The sequence below is a fragment of the Corynebacterium sp. Marseille-Q4381 genome (genome assembly GCF_036881695.1).
Taxonomy (GTDB): domain Bacteria; phylum Actinomycetota; class Actinomycetes; order Mycobacteriales; family Mycobacteriaceae; genus Corynebacterium.
In genome coordinates, this window is record NZ_JBAJNR010000004.1 from 80,544 (window position 1) to 98,669 (window position 18,126).

Below are 18,126 nucleotides of genomic sequence, written 5' to 3' on the forward strand. Positions count from 1 at the left end.
CAATCGTAGCTTGTGATGTGGAACACTTGGATCCCATGGATGCTGCTATGGACAACAAGATTCTGACCGAGGTCCGGGACACCACCGGCATCATTACGCTCAACCGGCCGAAAGCCCTCAATTCGCTTGACGACGAGATGATTCGGGTGCTTGATGCCACCCTGCGCGAATGGGCGGTCGATCACACGGTCGAGCAAGTGGTGATCTGCTCGAACTCCAAGCATTTCTGCTCCGGCGGCGACGTGAAGTTCGCCCGCGCCGAAGGCCTCGCCGGCAACGGGGAGCGCATCGACGCCTTCTTCGCGCAGGAGTACGCGATGAACAACTTCATCGCCGAATTCCCCAAGCCCTACATCGCGCTGGTCAGCGGGGTGGATATGGGCGGCGGCATGGGTATCTCCGCGCTCGGGTCGCACATGGTGGTTGCCGAGGGGTCGTTCGCCTCAATGCCAGAGATGAACATCGGTTACATCACCGACGTCGGCATGAGCTGGAAACTGCAGCACTTGCCGGGCCGCGAGTCGACGAACCTCGGGAAGTACCTTGGGCTGACCGGCTACCGCATGACCCCAGACGACATGATTGCCCTCGGCCTAGCCAGCCACAAGGTCGAGAGCTTGGAGGGACTCCTCGACACTCTCGTTGACCAGGGGATCGGGGCCCTCGATGCGGCCGCGGTTCAGCCCGGCGAAAGCCCCCTCGCGCGTTGGTTCGACGACATCGAAACCGCATTCGGCGGGTCTTGGGCCGAGATTGAGGCGCGCCTTGTCGCCCAGCCCGGCGAGTTCGCCGAGCTGGTTCGCGACCTGACGAAGCAAGTCTCGCCATCGTCACTCGTAGCCACGGCCGAGCTTTTCGAGGCGAACGCCCGCCACGACCTCGCCGGCGCGTTGGAAAACGAGCGGGTGCTCGGCGAGCTCATGCGGCGCGAACCCGACTTCGCCGAGGGCGTGCGCGCGGTGCTCGTGGACAAGGACCAAGCTCCGGCGTTCGCGCCCCAGCCAGATCCGGACAAGTACCGCGCGGTGCTGTCCTAGCCTGGCCTAGAAGCCGTTCAGCTTCACCAGGCCGGTGTGGAGCGCGCCTGCGCCGAGCGTCGCGAGCAGCGCCGCAAGCGTGCCCACGATAATGGCGATGACGCCGGCGGTGGAGGATCCGCGCTGCGAGGCCGGCTTGTCCTCTGGTGTGAGCTTGGTATCCCCGCTGAGGTTCGGGCGCGCCTTCGAGTGGTCGGAGGTGCTGCCCAGCGGCAGGCAGTCGGCCAGCTCATCGATGGTGTAGAACATCGACTCATCCGCCACCGGCACGCAGCCCGCGTGGAACGGGATCTCAACCTCGTTGTAGAGCATGCGCACCAGGGTGACGCCCTCGTCGTTCTGGAACGCGTCCCACTGGATGTTCGCGCCCATCGGCGAGACCTTGTCGCCGCGCCACGCGGAGTTGTCGTAGGACATAACTGCGTCTGCCGGGACCGCCTTCTCGGAACCGGGCAGCTTCAAAAGCGCTGCGAGCGGGATGATGGTCTCGGCGTGGCCGAAGCGGTACTCGGCGGCGATGTCGCCACCGTTCGCACGGTCCTGCACGCCTGTGATCATGTGGTCGAGTAGGGGAGCGAAGTTGTCGTACGCGACAGTTTGGCCCTCGATTGCCGGGCCCTTCTCGTAGTAGTCCTCCACATCGAGCAGGTAGGCGAAGACCGGGCCGTCGGTATCGTCCATGTACTCGTGGAAGATCCAGCCTTCCTTCGGCTTGGAGGCCTCGCGCTCGAGCGCGGGGGCGATGATGTAGAGGTTGTAGAACTGCAGCGCGGCGTCGACAATCCCTTCCACCGTCTTCGAGTCGTCCTTGCGGCCGACGAAGGTTTCTTCGCCGGATTCGAGATCGGCGATGAACTCCGGGGCAAAGATCTTGCCCAGCAGTGTCTGAGCGGCTTTCTGGGCATCGGGCTGGTCGTAGGCCTCCTGCACCTTGGCCTCAAGTACCTCGCCGTCCTTCCACGCCGAGTACGCCTTGTAGCTGTCCGACTTCTTGTCCTTGTGGGCGTAGAGAAGGTCCTTGCGGGTCTCGAGGTTGACGGTGCCGTTGTCGGTGCCGTCCACCACGTGCGAGGCGAGCGCTGGGTTCACGGACAACAGGCCGTTGCCGAACTGCTGGCCGGACTCGATCGCGCGGTCCTCGCCGGAGGACATGAACTTCACCTTGTCGTTGTCGCTTGCGACGACGCGGTCGAGGAAGGCCGTGTTGCGAGCGGCGTTGCGCACACCGATGCCGCGCAGTTCCTCGCGGCCGAATGTGGTCAGGTTGCCGTAGCCTGGCTCGCCCGGACCGGTGAGTTCCTCGTTGACCTTGGTCATCGCCTCAACCTGCGGGATGAGACGCTCGCCGAGCTCCGTGAGCTGGCCACGCTCCTGCGCGGCTTGGAGCATCTGCTGCGCTAAGTCGTCGTACTTGAAGCTGGACAGGCCGCGGGAGCCGTGGCGGTTCACCGAGGTGGTGTAAATCTGCGCAAAGCCTGCCGGCGCCTCGCTGTAGGAAGAGATCGGCGCGGCGGGGGAGTACGGCTGCTTTGTGGAGTAGTAGGTGGCTGCGTCCGCCGCGGAAGCGGTGGGGACAGCGACAAGTGGAACAGTGATTGCTGCGGCTGCGGCAGCAGCGGTTGCGCGGCGGGACATGGGTGCTCCTTGGCGGTGAAGATGGGAAACTCTGACAGCGCAACGGTAAGACCACGAGATAACAACGAGGTGAACCCCGCGTGAACATCGCGGGGAGATTGTGGCGCGGCCGCACTCTGGGGCCGGTAGGATAGGGGAGGTTCTGGGGCCAAAATCGCCCCCATTTCCCACATTTTTCATTCCGCGCACTACCACTTCAAGGAGCGTTCGTGACCGAGCCCGCCATCACCCGCGACGATTGGAACACCAAGCTTGAGCTCGCGCAGCAGATGCTGCCGCTGATCAGCCGCCTGCACCGAGAGCACAACGTGGCTACTTCGATCCACGGACGTCTGTTGGTGGGGGTCACCGACATCGACGTGATCAAGGCGCACCGCTACGCCCGCCGCATCGAGGAAAAGGAACTCCCGCTGCAGGAGACGCTGCCGATCCTCCAAGAGCTGGTCGAGATGGACTTGGGCACCGCGTCCATCGACCTGGGCCGGCTTGCCCGCCTGTACCGCAAGGCCGAGACCACCGACATGCGCGCGTTTTTGGAGGAGCAGCTCGCGGACGTGGTCGGCACGTCCTCTGAGCTGGAGGCGCGCGACGTGGTGCTGTACGGCTTCGGCCGCATCGGCCGCCTGCTCGCCCGCATTCTGATCGCCCGCGAGGCGACCTACGGCGGCGTGCGCCTGCGCGCTGTGGTGGTGCGCAAGAAGGGCGACATCGACATTGTGAAACGCGCTTCGCTGCTGCGCCGCGACTCCGTCCACGGCCCGTTTAACGGCACCATCACCGTGGACGAGGAGAACGAGATCATCTGGGCCAACGGCACCCCGATCCAGATGATCTACGCCAACGACCCGGCTGAGATTGACTACACCGCCTACGGCATCGACAACGCCATCGTGGTGGACAACACCGGCGCCTGGCGCGACCGCGACGGCCTGTCCCGCCACCTGGAATCCAAAGGCGTGGACCGCGTGCTGCTCACCGCGCCGGGCAAGGGCGACATCCCGAACATCGTCTACGGCATCAACCAGGACATGATCGGCGACGAGCGCGTGCTCTCCGCCGCGTCCTGCACCACCAACGGCATCACCCCGGTGCTGAAGGTGATCAACGACCGTTACGGCGTGGTCCACGGCCACGTGGAGACCGTCCACTCCTATACCAACGACCAGAACCTGGCCGACAACTTCCACAAGGGCCCGCGCCGCGGCCGCGCCGCAGGCCTGAACATGGTGCTCACCGAGACCGGCGCTGCCAAGGCCGTGTCCAAGGCATTGCCTGAGTTTGCCGGCAAGCTCACCGGCAACGCGATCCGCGTGCCCACCCCTGACGTGTCGATGGCTGTGATCAACCTCGAGCTCGAGCAGGAGGTGGAAAAGGACGAGGTGAACAACTTCCTGCGCCGCGTCTCCACCGATTCCGAGCTGCGCCAGCAGATCGACTACATCAACTCGCCCGAGGTGGTTTCCACCGACTTGCTCGGCACCACCCACGCGGGTGTGGTCGACGGTTTGGCCACCATCGCCTCCGGTAAGCACCTAGTGCTCTACGTGTGGTACGACAACGAGTACGGCTACTCCCACCAGGTGGTCCGCGTCGTCGAGGACATCGCCGGCGTGCGCCCGAAGATCTACCCGCCGCGTAAGGCAGTCTCCGAGCTCTAAAGAGCTCGGCTAGCGCCGCGCGGCGTGTGCCGCGATAGCTTCGTTGTAAACCTCCACCACAGCTTCGGTGGAGGTTTTCCAGTTCCACCGGAGCGCCTCGGTGCGCGCGGCGGTGGACATGGATGAGTGAAGGGGTGCGTCGATAAGCAACTGCTCTACCGCGGCCGCCCACCGCGCGTCGCTTTCCTCCGGATCCACCAGGAACCCGGTTTCGCCGTCGGCGACGACGAACGGAAGGCCGCCCGCGTTCGCCGCGACCACCGGCACGCCGGACGCGAACGATTCGAGGGCCGCAAACCCGAGCGTCTCGGTGGTGGAGGGGAAGAGCAGCACGTCGCCGGAGGCGTAGGCGGCGCGGAGGTCCTCGCCGGACAGGTAGCCGGTGAAGTGGATCCAGTCGTCGGTGAAGTCGTCCCGCAGCGCGTCGTAAAGCGGGCCCGCACCGATGAGCGCCAAGCGAGCGTTCGGCACGGCCTTGCGCAGCTCCTGCATGATCGGGCGGGTGCGCTCGACCGACTTCTCGGCGGAGAGGCGGCCCACCACTGTCACCAGCGGGTCCTCCGGGTGGCCGCCCGTCAACCTCGCGCGCATCTCGCTTGTGCGGGCATCCGGGCGGAAGCTCTCCGTGTCCACGGCTTTCGGCCACAGGCGGATGTTCTCGACGCCGTAGCCTGCGGCTTTATCCATCATCGGTCCCGAGGTGACCAGGTTGTATTCGCAGCGGCCGTGGAAGGTGCGAAGCCCCCATTCCGAGATCGGCTTCGCCCAGCCGATGCCCAGCTTGCTGGTGTACTCGGGCACATCCGTGTGGAACGACCCGACCAGCGGAAGGCCCTGCGCACTCGCAATCAGCGTGGACCACCCAGCCGTCCAGATCGGGTTCACCGCGTGCACCACATCCGGTTCGAACTGCGCAAGCCGACGCGCTACCAGCGGGCCAACCAGGCCAAACTGGATTTCCGGGTAGACGGGCTTAAAGCTTAAAGACGGCACCTTCACCACCTCGCACCCCGCGTACTGCGAAGGTGCGTCACCGGTGGCGAAGATGAGGACGTCGTGGCCCATCGCGGCGAGTTGCTCCACGTGGCGCACTGTCCGGGTGACCACGCCGTCGATCTTCGGTAAGAAGACCTCGGTGAGCAGGGCGATGCGCACTACTTTTCGCCCTCGGGCACGCCCGCGGACTGCGCGGAGGTCCACAGGGAGCGCGCCGGGATCTTCTCGCGGTCGGCGCGGTCGGCGTACTTTCGCGCCACGTCCTCGACCTCTTGGAGCAGGCCCTCGGCCAAGTAGGTCGGCTCGAGGCCGAGGCCGATGAAGGTGTCATTGGCCACGAACAGCTCGTTCTCAGCGGCCTCGTTGCGCGGGTTGGGCACCATCTGCACCTCGGCGCCGGAGATCTCCGCGATCAGGTTGGCCAGATCGCGCACGCGGTGGGTCTCGGTCATCTGGTTGAAGATCTTGACGCGCTCGCCCTTTGCCGGCGGGTTCTCCACCGCGAGCTGGATGCACTTGGCCATGTCGCGGATGTGGATGAACGCGCGGGTCTGCCCGCCGGTGCCGTGAACTGTCAGCGGGTAGCCGACCGCGGCCTGCATGAGGAAGCGGTTGAGCACGGTGCCGTAGTCGCCGTCGTAGTCGAAGCGGTTGATCAGGCGCTCGTCGCGCTCCGTCTGCGGGGTGTGGGTGCCCCAGATGATGCCCTGGTGCAGGTCGGTGATGCGCAGGGAGTCGTTCTTGGCGTAGTAGGCGAACAGGTTCTGGTCCAGCACTTTGGTCATGTGGTAGACCGAGCCCGGGTTGGTGGGGTAGAGGATCTGCTGCTCCACGATGCCGTTCTCGCCGGCGTCGACTTGGATGTCCAGGTAGCCCTCCGGGATCTGCATGCCAGCGGTGCCGTAGCCGTAGACACCCATCGTGCCTAGGTGCACCACGTGGATGTCAAGACCCGACTCCACAATCGCAACCAACAGGTTGTGGGTGGCGTTGACGTTGTTGTCCACTGTGTAGCGTTTCGTGCGCGGGGTCTTCATAGAGTACGGCGCGGCGCGCTGCTCGGCGAAATGGATCACGGTGTCCGGTTGCCACTCGTTAATGAAGGCGGAAAGCCCCTCGTAGTCCTGCGCCACGTCGATGTTGCGGAAGCCGATCTCCTTGCCGGAGACCTCCTTCCACGCCTCAAGGCGGTCCTCGATGGACGCGATCGGGGTCAGAGACTCTGCGCCAAGCTCCTGGTCAATCGCGCGGCGGGACAGGTTGTCCACGATGACGACCTCGTGGCCGATATCGGAAAGGTGCAGTGACGCGGGCCAGCCGCAGAATCCGTCCCCACCGAGTACAGCAATTTTCACGTGAACACTCCAGACTAGAACCGAGAACTAACGTCTAGACAACGTTACCCGGGGTCTGACACCCCTGCCTGCCAAGTGCTGGGTTCGGGGATAAAGTAACCCTTGATTTTCCGTATTCGCCTGCACTAATTGAGGTTGCGCATGCTTACCCCCGCCGGTTACGCCGTTATATCCCTCGAGACAACCGGGTTTGGAGGCGCCGACCGGGTGATTGAGGTCGGCGTGGCGTTGCTCGCCCCGGACATGTCCCCGGAGCGCTCGTGGTCGACGCTGGTCAACCCGGGCCGCGGCATCCCGAGCAGTTTCTCCCACGGGTTGAGTTCGGACGATGTCGCGGACGCGCCGCGCTTCGAGCAGATCGCTGCGGAGCTGGCCGGGCTCATCGGCGGGCGCATCCCGGTGGCACACAACGCCGAAGCGGTTCAGCGCTTCCTGCGCCTCGAGTACCGCCGGCTGGGCGCGGACACCGGTTTTACAGACGGTGCCTGGCTCGACACCGCCGCGTACGCCCAGCGGTTGTGGGGCATCCGCTCGCTTAACGACGCACTGTTGCACACCGCCCTCGCGCCCACCAGATCCGCCTCCGCGCTCTCCAAATCCGAGTCGATCGCCGAGTTGTTGCGCGTGATTTCCCGCGCCCACGGCATCTCGTACACCGAGGTCGAACGCCTGAACGTTGACGCCAACGGCCTGCCCGCCGGCGCGCCGCCGAAGCCGCGCGACGGGGAAGGGGCCGACACGTGGGATAGCTACCGCAGCGCGCTCCGCGGCGCGGCCGCTGAACGCCCCGTCGACCTTGATCGGATCCGCGCGCTGCGCTCGCGGCCGGAGCTTGCGGGCGTGAGCCCGGAGGACGTCGCCGCTGTCCACGACGAGTTGCTGCGCCAGTTGGCGGTCAAAGCGTGGTTCGACGGGGTGGTCACCGACGCGGAACGTAGCTCGGTCGTGGCCCTGGGCGAGGTGCTTGGCGCGGACCCGGACGCGGTGGCGCGGTTGTTCGCCGACCCAGAGCCCCACGAGCACGGCCCGTGGGTGCCGCTTGCCGCGGGATCACGCGTCGCGTTCGCCGGTGTGCTGGATTTGCCGCGTGAAGAGTGGGAGGAAAAAGCCGCGTCGGTGGGCTTGCTGGTCGGGGACGTGACTGAGCAGACGAGCGTCCTTGTCGCGGCCTACCCCCGGGGCGAGGGGCCGAAGATCCACCGTGCCCGCGAGCTTGGCGTGCCGATCATTAGCGAAACCCGCTTCGCCCAGATCGCGTCTGGTCTCGAGCCGGCCTCCGCGATCGCTGACACGGTGTCGGTTTCGCCGTGGGCGTCGTTTGCGTGGTTGAACGAGGACTGGGCCACTGCTGCCGAGGTGGCCGAGGCGTGGATCGAGCAGTTCCCGTCGCGCCCGCTGCACGAGATGAGCCACGCGTTGACCCCGAACACCCCGATCGAGTTCCCGCCGACAGGGGTGGACAAGGCGGTCTCGCGCTGGACCGAGCGCTTTGAGCGGCTCCTCGACGCGACCGCGTACGACGTCAAGGACCTCCCGGGGGTGGGAACGAAGAAGCTCCGCGCCCTGGTTGAAGCAGTGGTGCTTACCGCACGGGACACCGCGGAGGTTGCCGTGCCCGGTCTCTACGTCGACAACGCGGGTAGCGAGGTGCCGGAGTGGAACGCCGACACGGCACGCCACGACGCGCTGCACACCCAGATCACCGTGCTCTCCGGATGGCTGACGCTAAGCGGCGCTGCGCTGCCAGAGGGCACCACCAGCTCGTCGCTGCCGGACATGCCGCAGCCTGAAGCAAGTGCGGACGCGCTGCGCGCACTATTCGCCGCTTGCGTTGCGGAGCTTACGCACGTGTGCGCATCCGACGAGCGCTACACCGTCGTTGCCAAACGCCGCCTGCTCGGCGACACAACGCTCGACGAGATCGGCACGAACTTCGGTGTGTCGCGCGAGCGCGTGCGCCAGCTGCAGTCGGGCATGCTCGACCACTTCAACCCGACCAGTGGGCTGTCGCGGGCCGTCGCCAAGCAGCTTGCAGCCCTGCTCACCCCGCTCGCATCCGTCGAGCAGACCAAGGCAGCGATGCCCGCCCTGTTCGAAGTCACCGACTTCGACGTGACATACGAAGAGTACTTCCGGCGCTTGTTCGGAGCTTGGCTTAACGACGGAACGTGGATCACCACCACCGATTTCGACGACACCGCCCGCGCTGCGATTCGGCAGCGGGATACGGGCTACGGGGCGTCGGCAATCGCACTTGTGGCGGGCGATCTTGGGGTCGACCCGGAGCTTCTGACTGCGTGGCTCAGCGAAGCACCTGGCCTGCTCGTGTTGCCGGACGGCGAGCACGTGGTGATCGACTCCAGCCACCAAGACCGCGCCGCTGCGGTCCTGTCGATCCACGGCGCGCCGATGACGACGGAGGAGATTGTTGACGCGCTCGGCAACGGCGCCAACCCGCGCTCGGTGGGCAACCAGATCGCGGTGGACGATCGCATCATCCGCGTCGCGAACTCCCTGTTCGGCCTGCGCGAATGGGGCCAGGAGGAGTTCAACAATATCCACGAGTGGATTGGCAAACGCATCGACGAATCCGGTGGGCAGGTGCCGCTCGACGAACTGATGAGTGCCGCGCCGGCGCTGCGCATCAGCGAGAACTCCGTGTACCAGTACGCAACGAGCGTCCACTACGAGCTTGAGGGCGGGATGGTCAAGCGCAAGGAAGCGACGGGGGAGGCGATCAATGCGGACCCTCAGGAGTCGCGCGACCTGTACTTCCGCGATGGTGCGTGGCACCTTTTGGTCACCGTCAATTCCGAGCACCTGCGCGGTTCCGGGTTCCAAGTGCCGCGCGGCGTGCCGGGCATCTACAGCGTGCCCGTCGATTCCTACGTGGATGTCCCGAGCCGGCTGGGGCCGCAGGCGGTTCGCGTGAACAAGCTGCGCCAGCCGAGCCTCGCCACTATCCGCCGGTTCCTCGAGGACATCGGGGCGCGGGAGGGCCACCGCGTGTGGCTTCGTTTCGACGCCGACCTGGACAACCCGAACGCGTTCGACGTAACGATGGCGCCCGAGGCCCAGTTCGACGGCGGCGAGGCGGGCACCGGCGGACTCGCCGCGCTTTTGGACCGGATGGCGCTCGACCCGGCGCTAGCGTCGGATGAGGCGTCGGCGATGCGCGCCATCAACGCGGCCCTCGGCCTGGATCCAGACGCGCCGCGCCGCCGCGCTGCCGCCATCTTCGGACACCGCCGCCAAGACGACCTCGCGGACGTGATCCGCTCGCTGTAGCTAGAAGACGAGCTCGATCGCGCGGATGACGGAGTCCCACAGCCCAGTCACCGAGTAGGAGAGCTGGGTGATGGATTCTTGCCACGACGTGGGCAACCAATCATTGGCGAGGTTAGACCATACGAATCGGCGGGTGTCCTGCGCGCCGAGGTGGAAGTTTCTGTTCAGCGTCGAGCTCAAAGGCGTCATGTCGGCCATAATAAGCCCTCAGCTGAAAAACCTCTAAGACGCCTCGACGGCGTAGTACGTCTCCACGTACTCCACGGCCTTGTCCAACGCGTCGTGGATATCGTCAGCCTCGACCGTGGGCAGTTTCTCCGAGCGGAACTGCGGCCCCATGTTCTTGAACGGGCTGATCGTCCGCCCCTCGCGCTTCGCCCGCTCAATTGAATCGAATAGCTCTTTCATTCGACGGTTCACAACTCTTACGTGCAGCTGGTTGTACGCCGGCGGCGCGAACGGGTTCTCCCACCCGTACACCTCGGAAACGAGCCGGCCAATCCGCGGATCGAAAACGAAGACAGCCACAGGGAACGTGGACGGGTCCTTCAGGTTCGGCTGGAATTCAACGGTGAACGCGGTAAACAAGTTTGGTCCCGCGTCCATCACCGCAATCGTCGCCGTCGAAGGGTCTTCGGCCTCGAACTTGGTACCGGTCTCGAGGCGGAAGTTCGGAAGACCCGGATCGTGGATCTCCAGCGTCTCCTCGTCGATTCCCTTCACCACGAGCGCGACAGTGTTCACGACTTCAGTGAAACCGTCGACATCAAACCATGCAGCTGCGTGTTCCGAATGGGGTTCGACGATCGAGAGTTGTACCTCCGGCTCCGAGCCTTGCCGCGGTTTACCGACGACGATGATGGCAGCGCAGAATTCGTCGAACCCTTCACCAGTTTCTTTTCCGTAGAACAGTTTGTACGTAGCAAACGCCATGGTTTCCCCCCAAGTTTTCTGATTCCAGTGTGGTGCGTTAGGTGATCTTTCATCCCCCACGGCGAACTTTAGGGCTGCGTTCGTGTTGCCACCCGGAAATGCGTGCACACTTGAGTGGACGTGCTGGGGCTAGACGAAGATCAGCCCGAGATGCTGTGTCGTCAGTTCGTACTCGCCGGGCCCTTTTGGCAAGGACCGAATCTCCTCCTGCGTTTCGGGCAGTACTGGGATGATCCAACCTTGACGTGGGTCAAGAACCGGGGCCGAGGACTTCCGTGTCGGAACAAACGTGACCAAACGAGAATCCGCTTCGCCTGTTAACTGAACGGCGGTGGTGGCCTGTCGTAAATCCTCAAGGGCGGCAGCGGAGGTGGTGATGATGACTAGCCGCTCATTGGTATCGGGGGAGAGGTTCGCTGTGTGCACGGACAGGGTGTCCACATCTACCCGCGCGACGCGCCTCGGCACTTCAACCAGCTTTTCCGCTGAACTGCCGAAACCCAACTTGTCGAAGAAACCCATGGTTGGCATCTTTCCACCCACCCTGAAATAGGCGGCGGTGAGTGGGTAGTTATTATGCGCGGCAGAATGACTGCCGCGACCGGGGTGGATTATGCGCGGCAGAATGACTGCCGCGACCGGGGTGGATTATGCGCGGCAGAATGACTGCCGCGACCGGGGTGGATTATGCGCGGCAGAATGACTGCCGCGACCGGGGTGGATTATGCGCGGCAGAATGACTGGTCTTGAGTAAGGTTCAACGCAATGATGTAGTGGCCACCCCTCAAGAATTCAGAGAAAAGCATGATCTATGTGGTTCTTGGTGTAGTAATCGCACTGTTCCTTTCCTTGTGCATCGTGGCAATGGGGTATCTAGTCCAGTTTTTCGCTAAGCGAAGGGTGCTTTCTCCATACCGTTTCTTGGCCACGATGGTTTTACTAGCGCCCGTTTTTCTGATTTACGATTTACTTAGCGATGGGATGTGTAATGGCCTTTTTAACTATGCGGTCAGCGGCTACTTAATTACGGCAGTCATCATCAGTTCCTTAGGGCGCATCTTTGCAGATGGCCTCAGCGAAGCGCGGCAATAGGAGTGTCAGGCCACCATTTGGATTATGCGCGGCAGAATGACTGCCGCGACCGGGGGAGGGCGTGGGCGTCGGCAAGCAACTGCTCCCTTGCGCTTGCAGGTACGGTCGACGCATGGCTGACGCGAAACTCGAACGAGTGTTTACCTATCCGTTTGGCGACATCTACCGAAACTATGTAGCCAAGGTTGAGCGGAAAGAAAGGACCCGTGAGCAGCTCGATGACGTCCTTGGGTGGCTGACCGGGCTGTCGCCGACGGAACTCGACGCGGCTGCCAAGTCCGGTGAAACGCTCCGCGACTTTTTCGGATGCGTCGAACTGAACCCTGCCGCAGAGCTTATTACCGGCAGCGTGTGCGGGGTGAAGGTCCAAGACGTGGAGGATCCGCTCATGCGCAAGATCCGCCAGATGGACAAGGTTGTTGATGAACTCGCGCGCGGAAAGAAAGTTGAAAGCATCAAACGCAGCGCCCCGGTTTAAGGTGATGGGCATGACGCAGCCCGCCTATGAACCAGACGGCACCTCCTACCGCGCCGAACTCATTGTCCCGTACGGCGCGGGTGACTTGGTGGTGGCGCCGGCTGCGGAAACCATGCCCGACCCGCTGGCTAAGGGCAACCGGCTCACGTGGCCGAGTGTGAAACTCATTCTTAAGCGCATCGTCTTAGATTTCTCCTTCGATGCGATGGTGGATCGTGCGGCGACTTTGACTTACTACACGGTGTTGTCGATGGCGCCGATGCTGCTGGCCACGTACTCCGTGTTTAGCCTCTTGGTGCCGCGCGACGAGCTGGCGGCTGATTCTGTGATGGCCGACATCATTCGGATGTACGTGCCCGAGGCGTTGCAGGATGAGGCGATGAAGCTGCTGCTCACGATTATCGGCACACCGACGCAAAGCACAGTCGCGCTGGTGATCTCGCTGTTGATTTCGCTCTTGTCCGCCTCCGGCTACGTACGCTCGTTCTCCCGCAACGCGAATCTGATCTACGGGCGAACGGAAGGCAGGAACATCGTGGTCACATGGGTGACCATGTGGCTGATCACGCTGGTGCTGGTGGCTGGCGCCATTGTGATTGTGCTCGGCGCGCTGCTGAATGAAAGCGTGGTCAACGCGGTGTTGGGCCCGATCGCGCGCCCGCTCGGGTTGCAGGGCGTGCTGGAGTATCTCAACAGCATCTTCCTGCCGGTGTGGGCGTACCTGCGCGGCCCAGTCATCGCGGTGACTGCCATCGCGCTGATCTCGGTGCTGTACTTTTTCGCGCCCAACGTGCGGCGCGGCAGGTTCCGCTTCTTCACACTCGGATCCTCGCTGGCGCTGATTGTCATCACTCTTCTGTGGGTGGGGTTCGGCTGGTACCTCGCGGTTTTCGGCATCCGCAGCCCGTACGGGGCTTTCGGCACGGTGCTCGCCGTTCTGGGTTTGATTTGGGTGATGAACATTGTTCTGCTCGAAGGCGTCAAGATCGACGCGGAGGTCCTCAGAGCGAAGGAGCTGCAAGTCGGCATGGACTCCGCGCGGGTGATCCAGGCTCGTCCGAGGTCGAACGCGGGCGCGGCGTGGCGGGCGCAAACCCAGCGGTGGACGGATCGCACGGTCGCGGAAATTCAGAAAGAGCGCAGGTAGTCTGGGCGGGCATGGCACTGATTGATCCCCGCACGAAGTACCCGAAGACCTTTGACAAGGAAGACCGCCAGGAAAACCCCGGTCTTGACGTGAAGATGACCACCGAGCCGGATCTGGGCGCGGACACGTACACCGGTTCTGGCAAGCTCGAGGGCCGCAAAGCCCTGATTACCGGCGGTGATTCCGGCATCGGCGCGGCTACCGCGATCGCGTTCGCCCGCGAGGGCGCCGACGTCGCCATCGCGTACCTGCCGGAGGAGCAAGCTGACGCCGACCGCATCATCGCGCTCATCGAGGAAGCCGGCCGCAAAGCCGTGGCGATCCCAGGAGACCTGACTGAGCTTGCAACCTGCATCGACACCGTTACCAAGGCCGTCGACGAGCTCGGCGGGTTGGACATCTTGGTTAACAACGCCTCGCGCCAGGTGTGGAACGACGGCATCCTGAACATCTCCGATGAGGATTTCGACGCCACCATCAAGACGAACATCTACTCGGCGTTCCGCGTGACCAAGGAGGCGGTCAAGCACATGCAGCCGGGCTCGTCGATTATCTTCACCACCTCGATCCAGGCGTATGACCCGTCGAAGGAGCTGCTCGACTACGCCATGACCAAGGCTGCCTTCAACAACTTGGCGAAGGGCCTGTCGGGTGAGCTTCTGCCGTCGAAGGGCATCCGCGTCAACGCCGTTGCCCCGGGCCCGATCTGGACGGTCATCCAGCCGGCGGAGGGCCAGCCGCAGGAGGTCGTCGACGAGTTCGGGCAGGGCTCCAAGATCGGCCGCCCGGGCCAGCCGGCGGAGCTCGCGGGCGCATACGTCTTCCTCGCGTCCGAAGACGCCTCGTACATCTCCGGCGAGACGCTGGCCGTCACCGGCGGCGCGGTCACTCCTTAAAACCCGCCCGCAGGGACCCCGCGCTTTAGTAGGGTCAACCTGTGAGTGATTTGAACAGTGTTCAAGGCGTCGATGTCCAAAGCATCGACGCCGCACACATTTGGCACCCCTACGCCGAGCCGGGCCTGTTCGCGTACCCGGTCAGCCGCACCGAAGGGGTGCATTTGCAGCTTGCTAGCGGCGCCCTCCTCATCGACGCCATGAGCTCCTGGTGGGCCGCCATCCACGGGCACTCCAACCCGCGCCTCACCGCCGCCGCGAAGGACCAGATCGACCGCATGAGCCACGTCATGTTCGGCGGGCTCACCCACACCCCGGCAGCGCTGCTCACCGAACGCTTGCTGGACCTCACCGGCGGCAACTTCAGTCAGGTGTTCTACTCCGACTCGGGCTCGGTGGCGGTGGAGGTTGCCATGAAGATGGCGCTGCAGTACGCCCGCGGCCAGGGCCATCCTGAGCGCACTAAGTTTTTGACGTGGCGCTCCGGCTACCACGGCGACACGTTTGCCACGATGAGCGTGTGCGACCCCGATGGCGGCATGCACTCCTTCTGGGGCTCGGCGGTCACCCAGCAGCGGTTTGCGCCGCCACCGCCCGTGCGAGGTTCATCACCCGTAGACCAGCGCGCCTACCTCGAGCACTTCGCCACGCTTGTCACCGACGACGTCGCCGCAATCATCATCGAGCCGGTCGTGCAGGGCGCCGGCGGCATGCGGTTCCATGACCCCGAGCTGGTCAAGGGGCTCAGGCAGCTTGCCGACGCCCACGCCATCCCCCTCATCGCCGACGAAATCGCCACCGGCTTCGGTAGATCCGGCCAGCTTTTCACCACCCTCGACAACGGCGTTGTCCCCGACATCATGTGTGTGGGCAAGGCTTTGACCGGCGGGTTCATGACGCTCGCCGCGACGTTGGCCACCGAGAAGATCGCCGCCGGCATGGAGCCGAAAGCGCTGATGCACGGCCCGACGTTCATGGCCAACCCGCTCGCCTGTGCCGTGGCGGCCGAATCCGTGGCGATGGTGGCAGAGGGGCAGTGGCGCACCCAAGTCGCCGCGATCGAAGAGGGTCTGCGCGAGGGCCTTGAGCCGCTCCGGAACAACCCCGGCGTCGCGGACGTGCGGGTGCTCGGCGCCATCGGCGTGGTGGAAATGGAACGCGACGTCCCGATGCGGGCGGCAACCGAGGCCGCCATGGAGCGCGGCGTGTGGATTCGCCCGTTCGGCAGGCTGATCTACACCATGCCGCCGTACATCTGCACCCCCGAGAACATCGAGACCATCTGCGCCGGCATCGCGGCCGCAGTCGGCGTAAGCACCAAGGAGTAGTACCATGATCGTCGCTATAACCGGGACAAACACCGATGTGGGCAAGACCGTTGCAACGGCGGCGCTTGCCAGTGTGCTAAAGAGCAAGGGCGTCGACGTCGTCGCCGCCAAGCCGATTCAGACGGGGGAGGCCCCGGGCGAAGGAGACGCATCTACCGTTGAGCGCCTCGCCGGTATTGAGACCTTTGAGCGGTGGCGCTACCCGGAGCCACTCGCGCCCAACTTGGCGGCGCGGCGGGCGGGGATAGCAACCCCGCCGCTTCAAGAGGTGGCCGAGTGGGTGCGCAGCCTCGACGCGCCGGACCGCGTGGTGTTGGTGGAGGGCGCGGGCGGGCTCCTCGTCCGTCTCGCCGACGACTACACCCTCGCAGACCTCGCCTCTGCACTCGCCGCCCCGCTCGTCGTCGTCACCTCGCTGGGGCTCGGCAGCCTGAACCTAGCGGAGCTGACCTGCGTCCAGGCGCGCCAGCGCGGCCTTGCGGTGCTCGGGCTCATCGGCGGGATCATGCCGGAGAACCCGGACCTGCCCACGCGACTCAACATCGAGGAGCTGTCGCAGGTGACGGGCGCGCCGCTGTGGGGTTCGATCCCCGCTGGCGCCGGTAGCTTGAACCAGCGTGAGTTCGCCCAGGTGGCGGCCAGTGCGCTGGACGCGGCGCAGGTGCTCGCCGCCTTCCGCTAGTCGGCGACGAGGGGCTCCATCGTCAGCTCCGGGTGCTCCTTCTCCACGAAAGCCAGCTTCCACTTGTCGCCGAACAGCGCGATGAGCTCGCCGTCGGAGCGGGTGAAGATCTCCACGCCGCGCTGGCGGCCCAGCTCCGGAGCACTTTCGGCATCGGTGCGGCGCGCAACCGAGTAGGGGATCGGCTCCGTGACGGTTTCCACGTTATACTCCAGCTCGAGTCGGGCCTGCATCACCTCGAACTGCATTGGGCCGACCGCGGCCATAACGGGGGCGGCGTCGCCGCGGGCGTCGTTGCGCAAAATCTGCACAACACCCTCGGAGTCCAGCTGGTCCAGGCCCTTGCGGAACTGCTTGTACTTGCCCAAAGACTTCGCGCGCAGCGTGCGGAAGTGCTCGGGCGCGAACTGCGGCATCGGCGGGTACTGCACTTTTTTACCTGCGTAGATCGTGTCGCCAGGGGCAAGCGCACCAGCGTTGACAAGACCGATGATGTCGCCGGGAAAGGCGGTTTCCACGGTGTCGCGAGACCGTCCGAAGACTGTCAGCGCGTACTTGGTGGAGAAGCTGCGGCCCGACTGTGCGTGCGTGACCTGCATACCGCGGTCGAATTCGCCGGAGACGACGCGCATGAACGCCAGCGTGTCGCGGTGGTTGCGGTCCATGCCGGCCTGGACCTTGAACACGACACCGGAGAAATCGTCGCCGACCGAGCGCTCGTTCTCCAACCCCGCGCGGCCTTCGGGTGCGGGCGCGATGGCGCAAAGCGTGTCCAAGATCTGGTGGACGCCGAAGTTCAGCATCGCGGAGGCGAAGATGATCGGGGAGGTGATGCACTGCTCGAACAGCTGCTGGTCGTGCACGGCGCCGTCGGCAAGCAAAAGCTCTGCCTCCTCCAGCGCGGTTTCCCACGCCGCTCCCTCGCGCGCGAGCGCCTGGTCGGGGGAGAAGTGCTCCTCGGGCGCGATGGTGGAACCGCCGGCGGTGCGGATGAAGTGGATGTACTCGTCGACGTCGCCGTCGGTGTTCACGTGTGCGAGGCCGCGGAAGTCTCCTGCCTCACCAACCGGCCAGTACAGCGGCGTTGGCTGCAGGTCGATCTCCGTGACAATCTCGTCCACCAGCTCGAGCGGCTCCCGGCCGACGCGGTCCCACTTGTTAATCACGGTGATAATCGGCAGGCCCCGGGCCTTGCACACGCGGAAGAGTTTGAGGGTTTGGGGCTCGAGGCCCTTGGCGGCGTCGATAAGCATGACCGCCGCGTCGACCGCGGAGAGCACGCGGTAGGTGTCCTCGGAGAAGTCCGCGTGGCCTGGGGTGTCCACCAGGTTGATCACATACGGTTCGCCCTCGTGGCCCTCGGGCGCGTACTCGAACTGCAGCGCCGAAGACGCAACGGAGATGCCGCGGTCCTTCTCCATCTCCATCCAGTCGGACACGGTCGACTTGCGGCCGGCCTTGCCGTGGACGGCGCCGGCCTCCGAGATCATGCGCGCATGCAGCGCCAACGCCTCCGTCAACGTGGACTTACCGGCGTCCGGGTGGGCGATGACGGCAAACGTGCGGCGGCGTGCGGCCTCGGCGGTGGTGCTCATGGCGTT

The 18,126-nt window shown here is 64.6% G+C and carries 16 protein-coding genes; 9 read left to right on the forward strand and 7 right to left on the reverse strand.

The window, feature by feature from the left end:
- The first annotated feature begins 35 nt into the window (after window positions 1–35).
- Window positions 36–1,037 (forward strand): 3-hydroxyisobutyryl-CoA hydrolase, encoded by a 1,002-nt coding sequence (locus V6D40_RS04595; protein ID WP_334289189.1) that lies wholly within the window; start codon window positions 36–38, stop codon window positions 1,035–1,037.
- Window positions 1,038–1,043: 6 nt separating this feature from the next.
- Here the strand turns inward: V6D40_RS04595 and V6D40_RS04600 are convergent, their stop codons facing one another.
- Window positions 1,044–2,672 carry a histidine-type phosphatase gene (locus V6D40_RS04600; protein WP_334289190.1) on the reverse strand — a complete coding sequence of 543 codons (1,629 nt, stop codon included), beginning with the start codon at window positions 2,670–2,672 and terminating at the stop codon, window positions 1,044–1,046.
- A 209-nt stretch (window positions 2,673–2,881) separates the two neighbouring features.
- On the opposite strand from V6D40_RS04600, the gene V6D40_RS04605 reads away from it, so the two are divergent.
- A complete protein-coding gene (locus V6D40_RS04605; RefSeq protein ID WP_334289191.1) occupies window positions 2,882–4,330 on the forward strand; it encodes a glyceraldehyde-3-phosphate dehydrogenase in 1,449 nt (482 codons plus the stop codon).
- A 9-nt stretch (window positions 4,331–4,339) separates the two neighbouring features.
- On the opposite strand, the gene V6D40_RS04610 is transcribed toward V6D40_RS04605, so the two are convergent.
- Window positions 4,340–5,485 (reverse strand): glycosyltransferase family 4 protein, encoded by a 1,146-nt coding sequence (locus V6D40_RS04610; RefSeq protein ID WP_334289192.1) that lies wholly within the window; start codon window positions 5,483–5,485, stop codon window positions 4,340–4,342.
- Window positions 5,485–6,681, reverse strand: coding sequence for an NAD-dependent epimerase/dehydratase family protein (locus tag V6D40_RS04615; RefSeq protein WP_334289193.1), 1,197 nt, complete (start codon window positions 6,679–6,681; stop codon window positions 5,485–5,487). Before V6D40_RS04615 ends, V6D40_RS04610 begins: the two co-directional genes overlap by 1 nt.
- 141 nt (window positions 6,682–6,822) lie before the next feature.
- Between V6D40_RS04615 and V6D40_RS04620 the strand changes: the two genes are divergently transcribed.
- Window positions 6,823–9,969, forward strand: coding sequence for an exonuclease domain-containing protein (locus V6D40_RS04620; protein ID WP_334289194.1), 3,147 nt, complete (start codon window positions 6,823–6,825; stop codon window positions 9,967–9,969).
- Here the strand turns inward: V6D40_RS04620 and V6D40_RS04625 are convergent, their stop codons facing one another.
- The 3 genes from V6D40_RS04625 to V6D40_RS04635 form a co-directional block, all read right to left on the reverse strand.
- Window positions 9,970–10,158, reverse strand: a complete 189-nt coding sequence (locus tag V6D40_RS04625) for a hypothetical protein (protein ID WP_334289195.1) — start codon at window positions 10,156–10,158, stop codon at window positions 9,970–9,972.
- 33 nt (window positions 10,159–10,191) lie between these two features.
- Window positions 10,192–10,902, reverse strand: coding sequence for a hypothetical protein (locus V6D40_RS04630; RefSeq protein WP_334289196.1), 711 nt, complete (start codon window positions 10,900–10,902; stop codon window positions 10,192–10,194).
- Between the two features lie 129 nt (window positions 10,903–11,031).
- Window positions 11,032–11,424 (reverse strand): hypothetical protein, encoded by a 393-nt coding sequence (locus tag V6D40_RS04635; protein ID WP_334289197.1) that lies wholly within the window; start codon window positions 11,422–11,424, stop codon window positions 11,032–11,034.
- 282 nt (window positions 11,425–11,706) lie between these two features.
- On the opposite strand from V6D40_RS04635, the gene V6D40_RS04640 reads away from it, so the two are divergent.
- The 6 genes from V6D40_RS04640 to bioD all read left to right on the forward strand — a co-directional run bounded on the left by V6D40_RS04640 (window position 11,707) and on the right by bioD (window position 16,525).
- Entirely contained in the window at window positions 11,707–11,994 is a 288-nt protein-coding gene (locus V6D40_RS04640) for a hypothetical protein (RefSeq protein ID WP_334289198.1), read from the forward strand.
- A gap of 112 nt (window positions 11,995–12,106) precedes the next feature.
- Window positions 12,107–12,472, forward strand: coding sequence for a DUF2200 family protein (locus V6D40_RS04645; protein ID WP_334289199.1), 366 nt, complete (start codon window positions 12,107–12,109; stop codon window positions 12,470–12,472).
- Between the two features lie 10 nt (window positions 12,473–12,482).
- On the forward strand, window positions 12,483–13,619 hold the full coding sequence (locus V6D40_RS04650; protein WP_334289200.1) for a YihY/virulence factor BrkB family protein: 1,137 nt from the start codon (window positions 12,483–12,485) through the stop codon (window positions 13,617–13,619).
- Between the two features lie 11 nt (window positions 13,620–13,630).
- Window positions 13,631–14,515 (forward strand): SDR family oxidoreductase, encoded by an 885-nt coding sequence (locus tag V6D40_RS04655; protein WP_334289201.1) that lies wholly within the window; start codon window positions 13,631–13,633, stop codon window positions 14,513–14,515.
- 50 nt (window positions 14,516–14,565) lie between these two features.
- A complete protein-coding gene (locus tag V6D40_RS04660; RefSeq protein WP_442891892.1) occupies window positions 14,566–15,843 on the forward strand; it encodes an adenosylmethionine--8-amino-7-oxononanoate transaminase in 1,278 nt (425 codons plus the stop codon).
- Window positions 15,844–15,847: 4 nt separating this feature from the next.
- The gene (bioD, locus tag V6D40_RS04665; protein ID WP_334289203.1) at window positions 15,848–16,525 is read left to right on the forward strand and encodes a dethiobiotin synthase; all 678 of its coding nucleotides are present in this window, start codon (window positions 15,848–15,850) and stop codon (window positions 16,523–16,525) included.
- Here the strand turns inward: bioD and V6D40_RS04670 are convergent.
- On the reverse strand, window positions 16,522–18,120 hold the full coding sequence (locus tag V6D40_RS04670) for a peptide chain release factor 3 (protein WP_334289204.1): 1,599 nt from the start codon (window positions 18,118–18,120) through the stop codon (window positions 16,522–16,524). The two genes, bioD and V6D40_RS04670, sit on opposite strands and share 4 nt — an antisense overlap.
- Window positions 18,121–18,126: the final 6 nt, after the last annotated feature.

Excerpts from the sequence above, each read along its gene's own strand:
- bioD (WP_334289203.1), top strand. The coding sequence starts at position 15,848 with ATGATCGTCGCTATAACCGGGACAAACACCGATGTGGGCAAGACCGTT.
- V6D40_RS04620 (WP_334289194.1), top strand. The coding sequence starts at position 6,823 with ATGCTTACCCCCGCCGGTTACGCCGTTATATCCCTCGAGACAACCGGG.
- V6D40_RS04645 (WP_334289199.1), top strand. The coding sequence starts at position 12,107 with ATGGCTGACGCGAAACTCGAACGAGTGTTTACCTATCCGTTTGGCGAC.
- V6D40_RS04600 (WP_334289190.1), bottom strand. The coding sequence starts at position 2,672 with ATGTCCCGCCGCGCAACCGCTGCTGCCGCAGCCGCAGCAATCACTGTT.
- V6D40_RS04595 (WP_334289189.1), top strand. The coding sequence starts at position 36 with ATGGATGCTGCTATGGACAACAAGATTCTGACCGAGGTCCGGGACACC.
- V6D40_RS04635 (WP_334289197.1), bottom strand. The coding sequence starts at position 11,424 with ATGGGTTTCTTCGACAAGTTGGGTTTCGGCAGTTCAGCGGAAAAGCTG.
- V6D40_RS04650 (WP_334289200.1), top strand. The coding sequence starts at position 12,483 with ATGACGCAGCCCGCCTATGAACCAGACGGCACCTCCTACCGCGCCGAA.
- V6D40_RS04655 (WP_334289201.1), top strand. The coding sequence starts at position 13,631 with ATGGCACTGATTGATCCCCGCACGAAGTACCCGAAGACCTTTGACAAG.
- V6D40_RS04625 (WP_334289195.1), bottom strand. The coding sequence starts at position 10,158 with ATGACGCCTTTGAGCTCGACGCTGAACAGAAACTTCCACCTCGGCGCG.
- V6D40_RS04640 (WP_334289198.1), top strand. The coding sequence starts at position 11,707 with ATGATCTATGTGGTTCTTGGTGTAGTAATCGCACTGTTCCTTTCCTTG.
- V6D40_RS04670 (WP_334289204.1), bottom strand. The coding sequence starts at position 18,120 with ATGAGCACCACCGCCGAGGCCGCACGCCGCCGCACGTTTGCCGTCATC.
- V6D40_RS04630 (WP_334289196.1), bottom strand. The coding sequence starts at position 10,902 with ATGGCGTTTGCTACGTACAAACTGTTCTACGGAAAAGAAACTGGTGAA.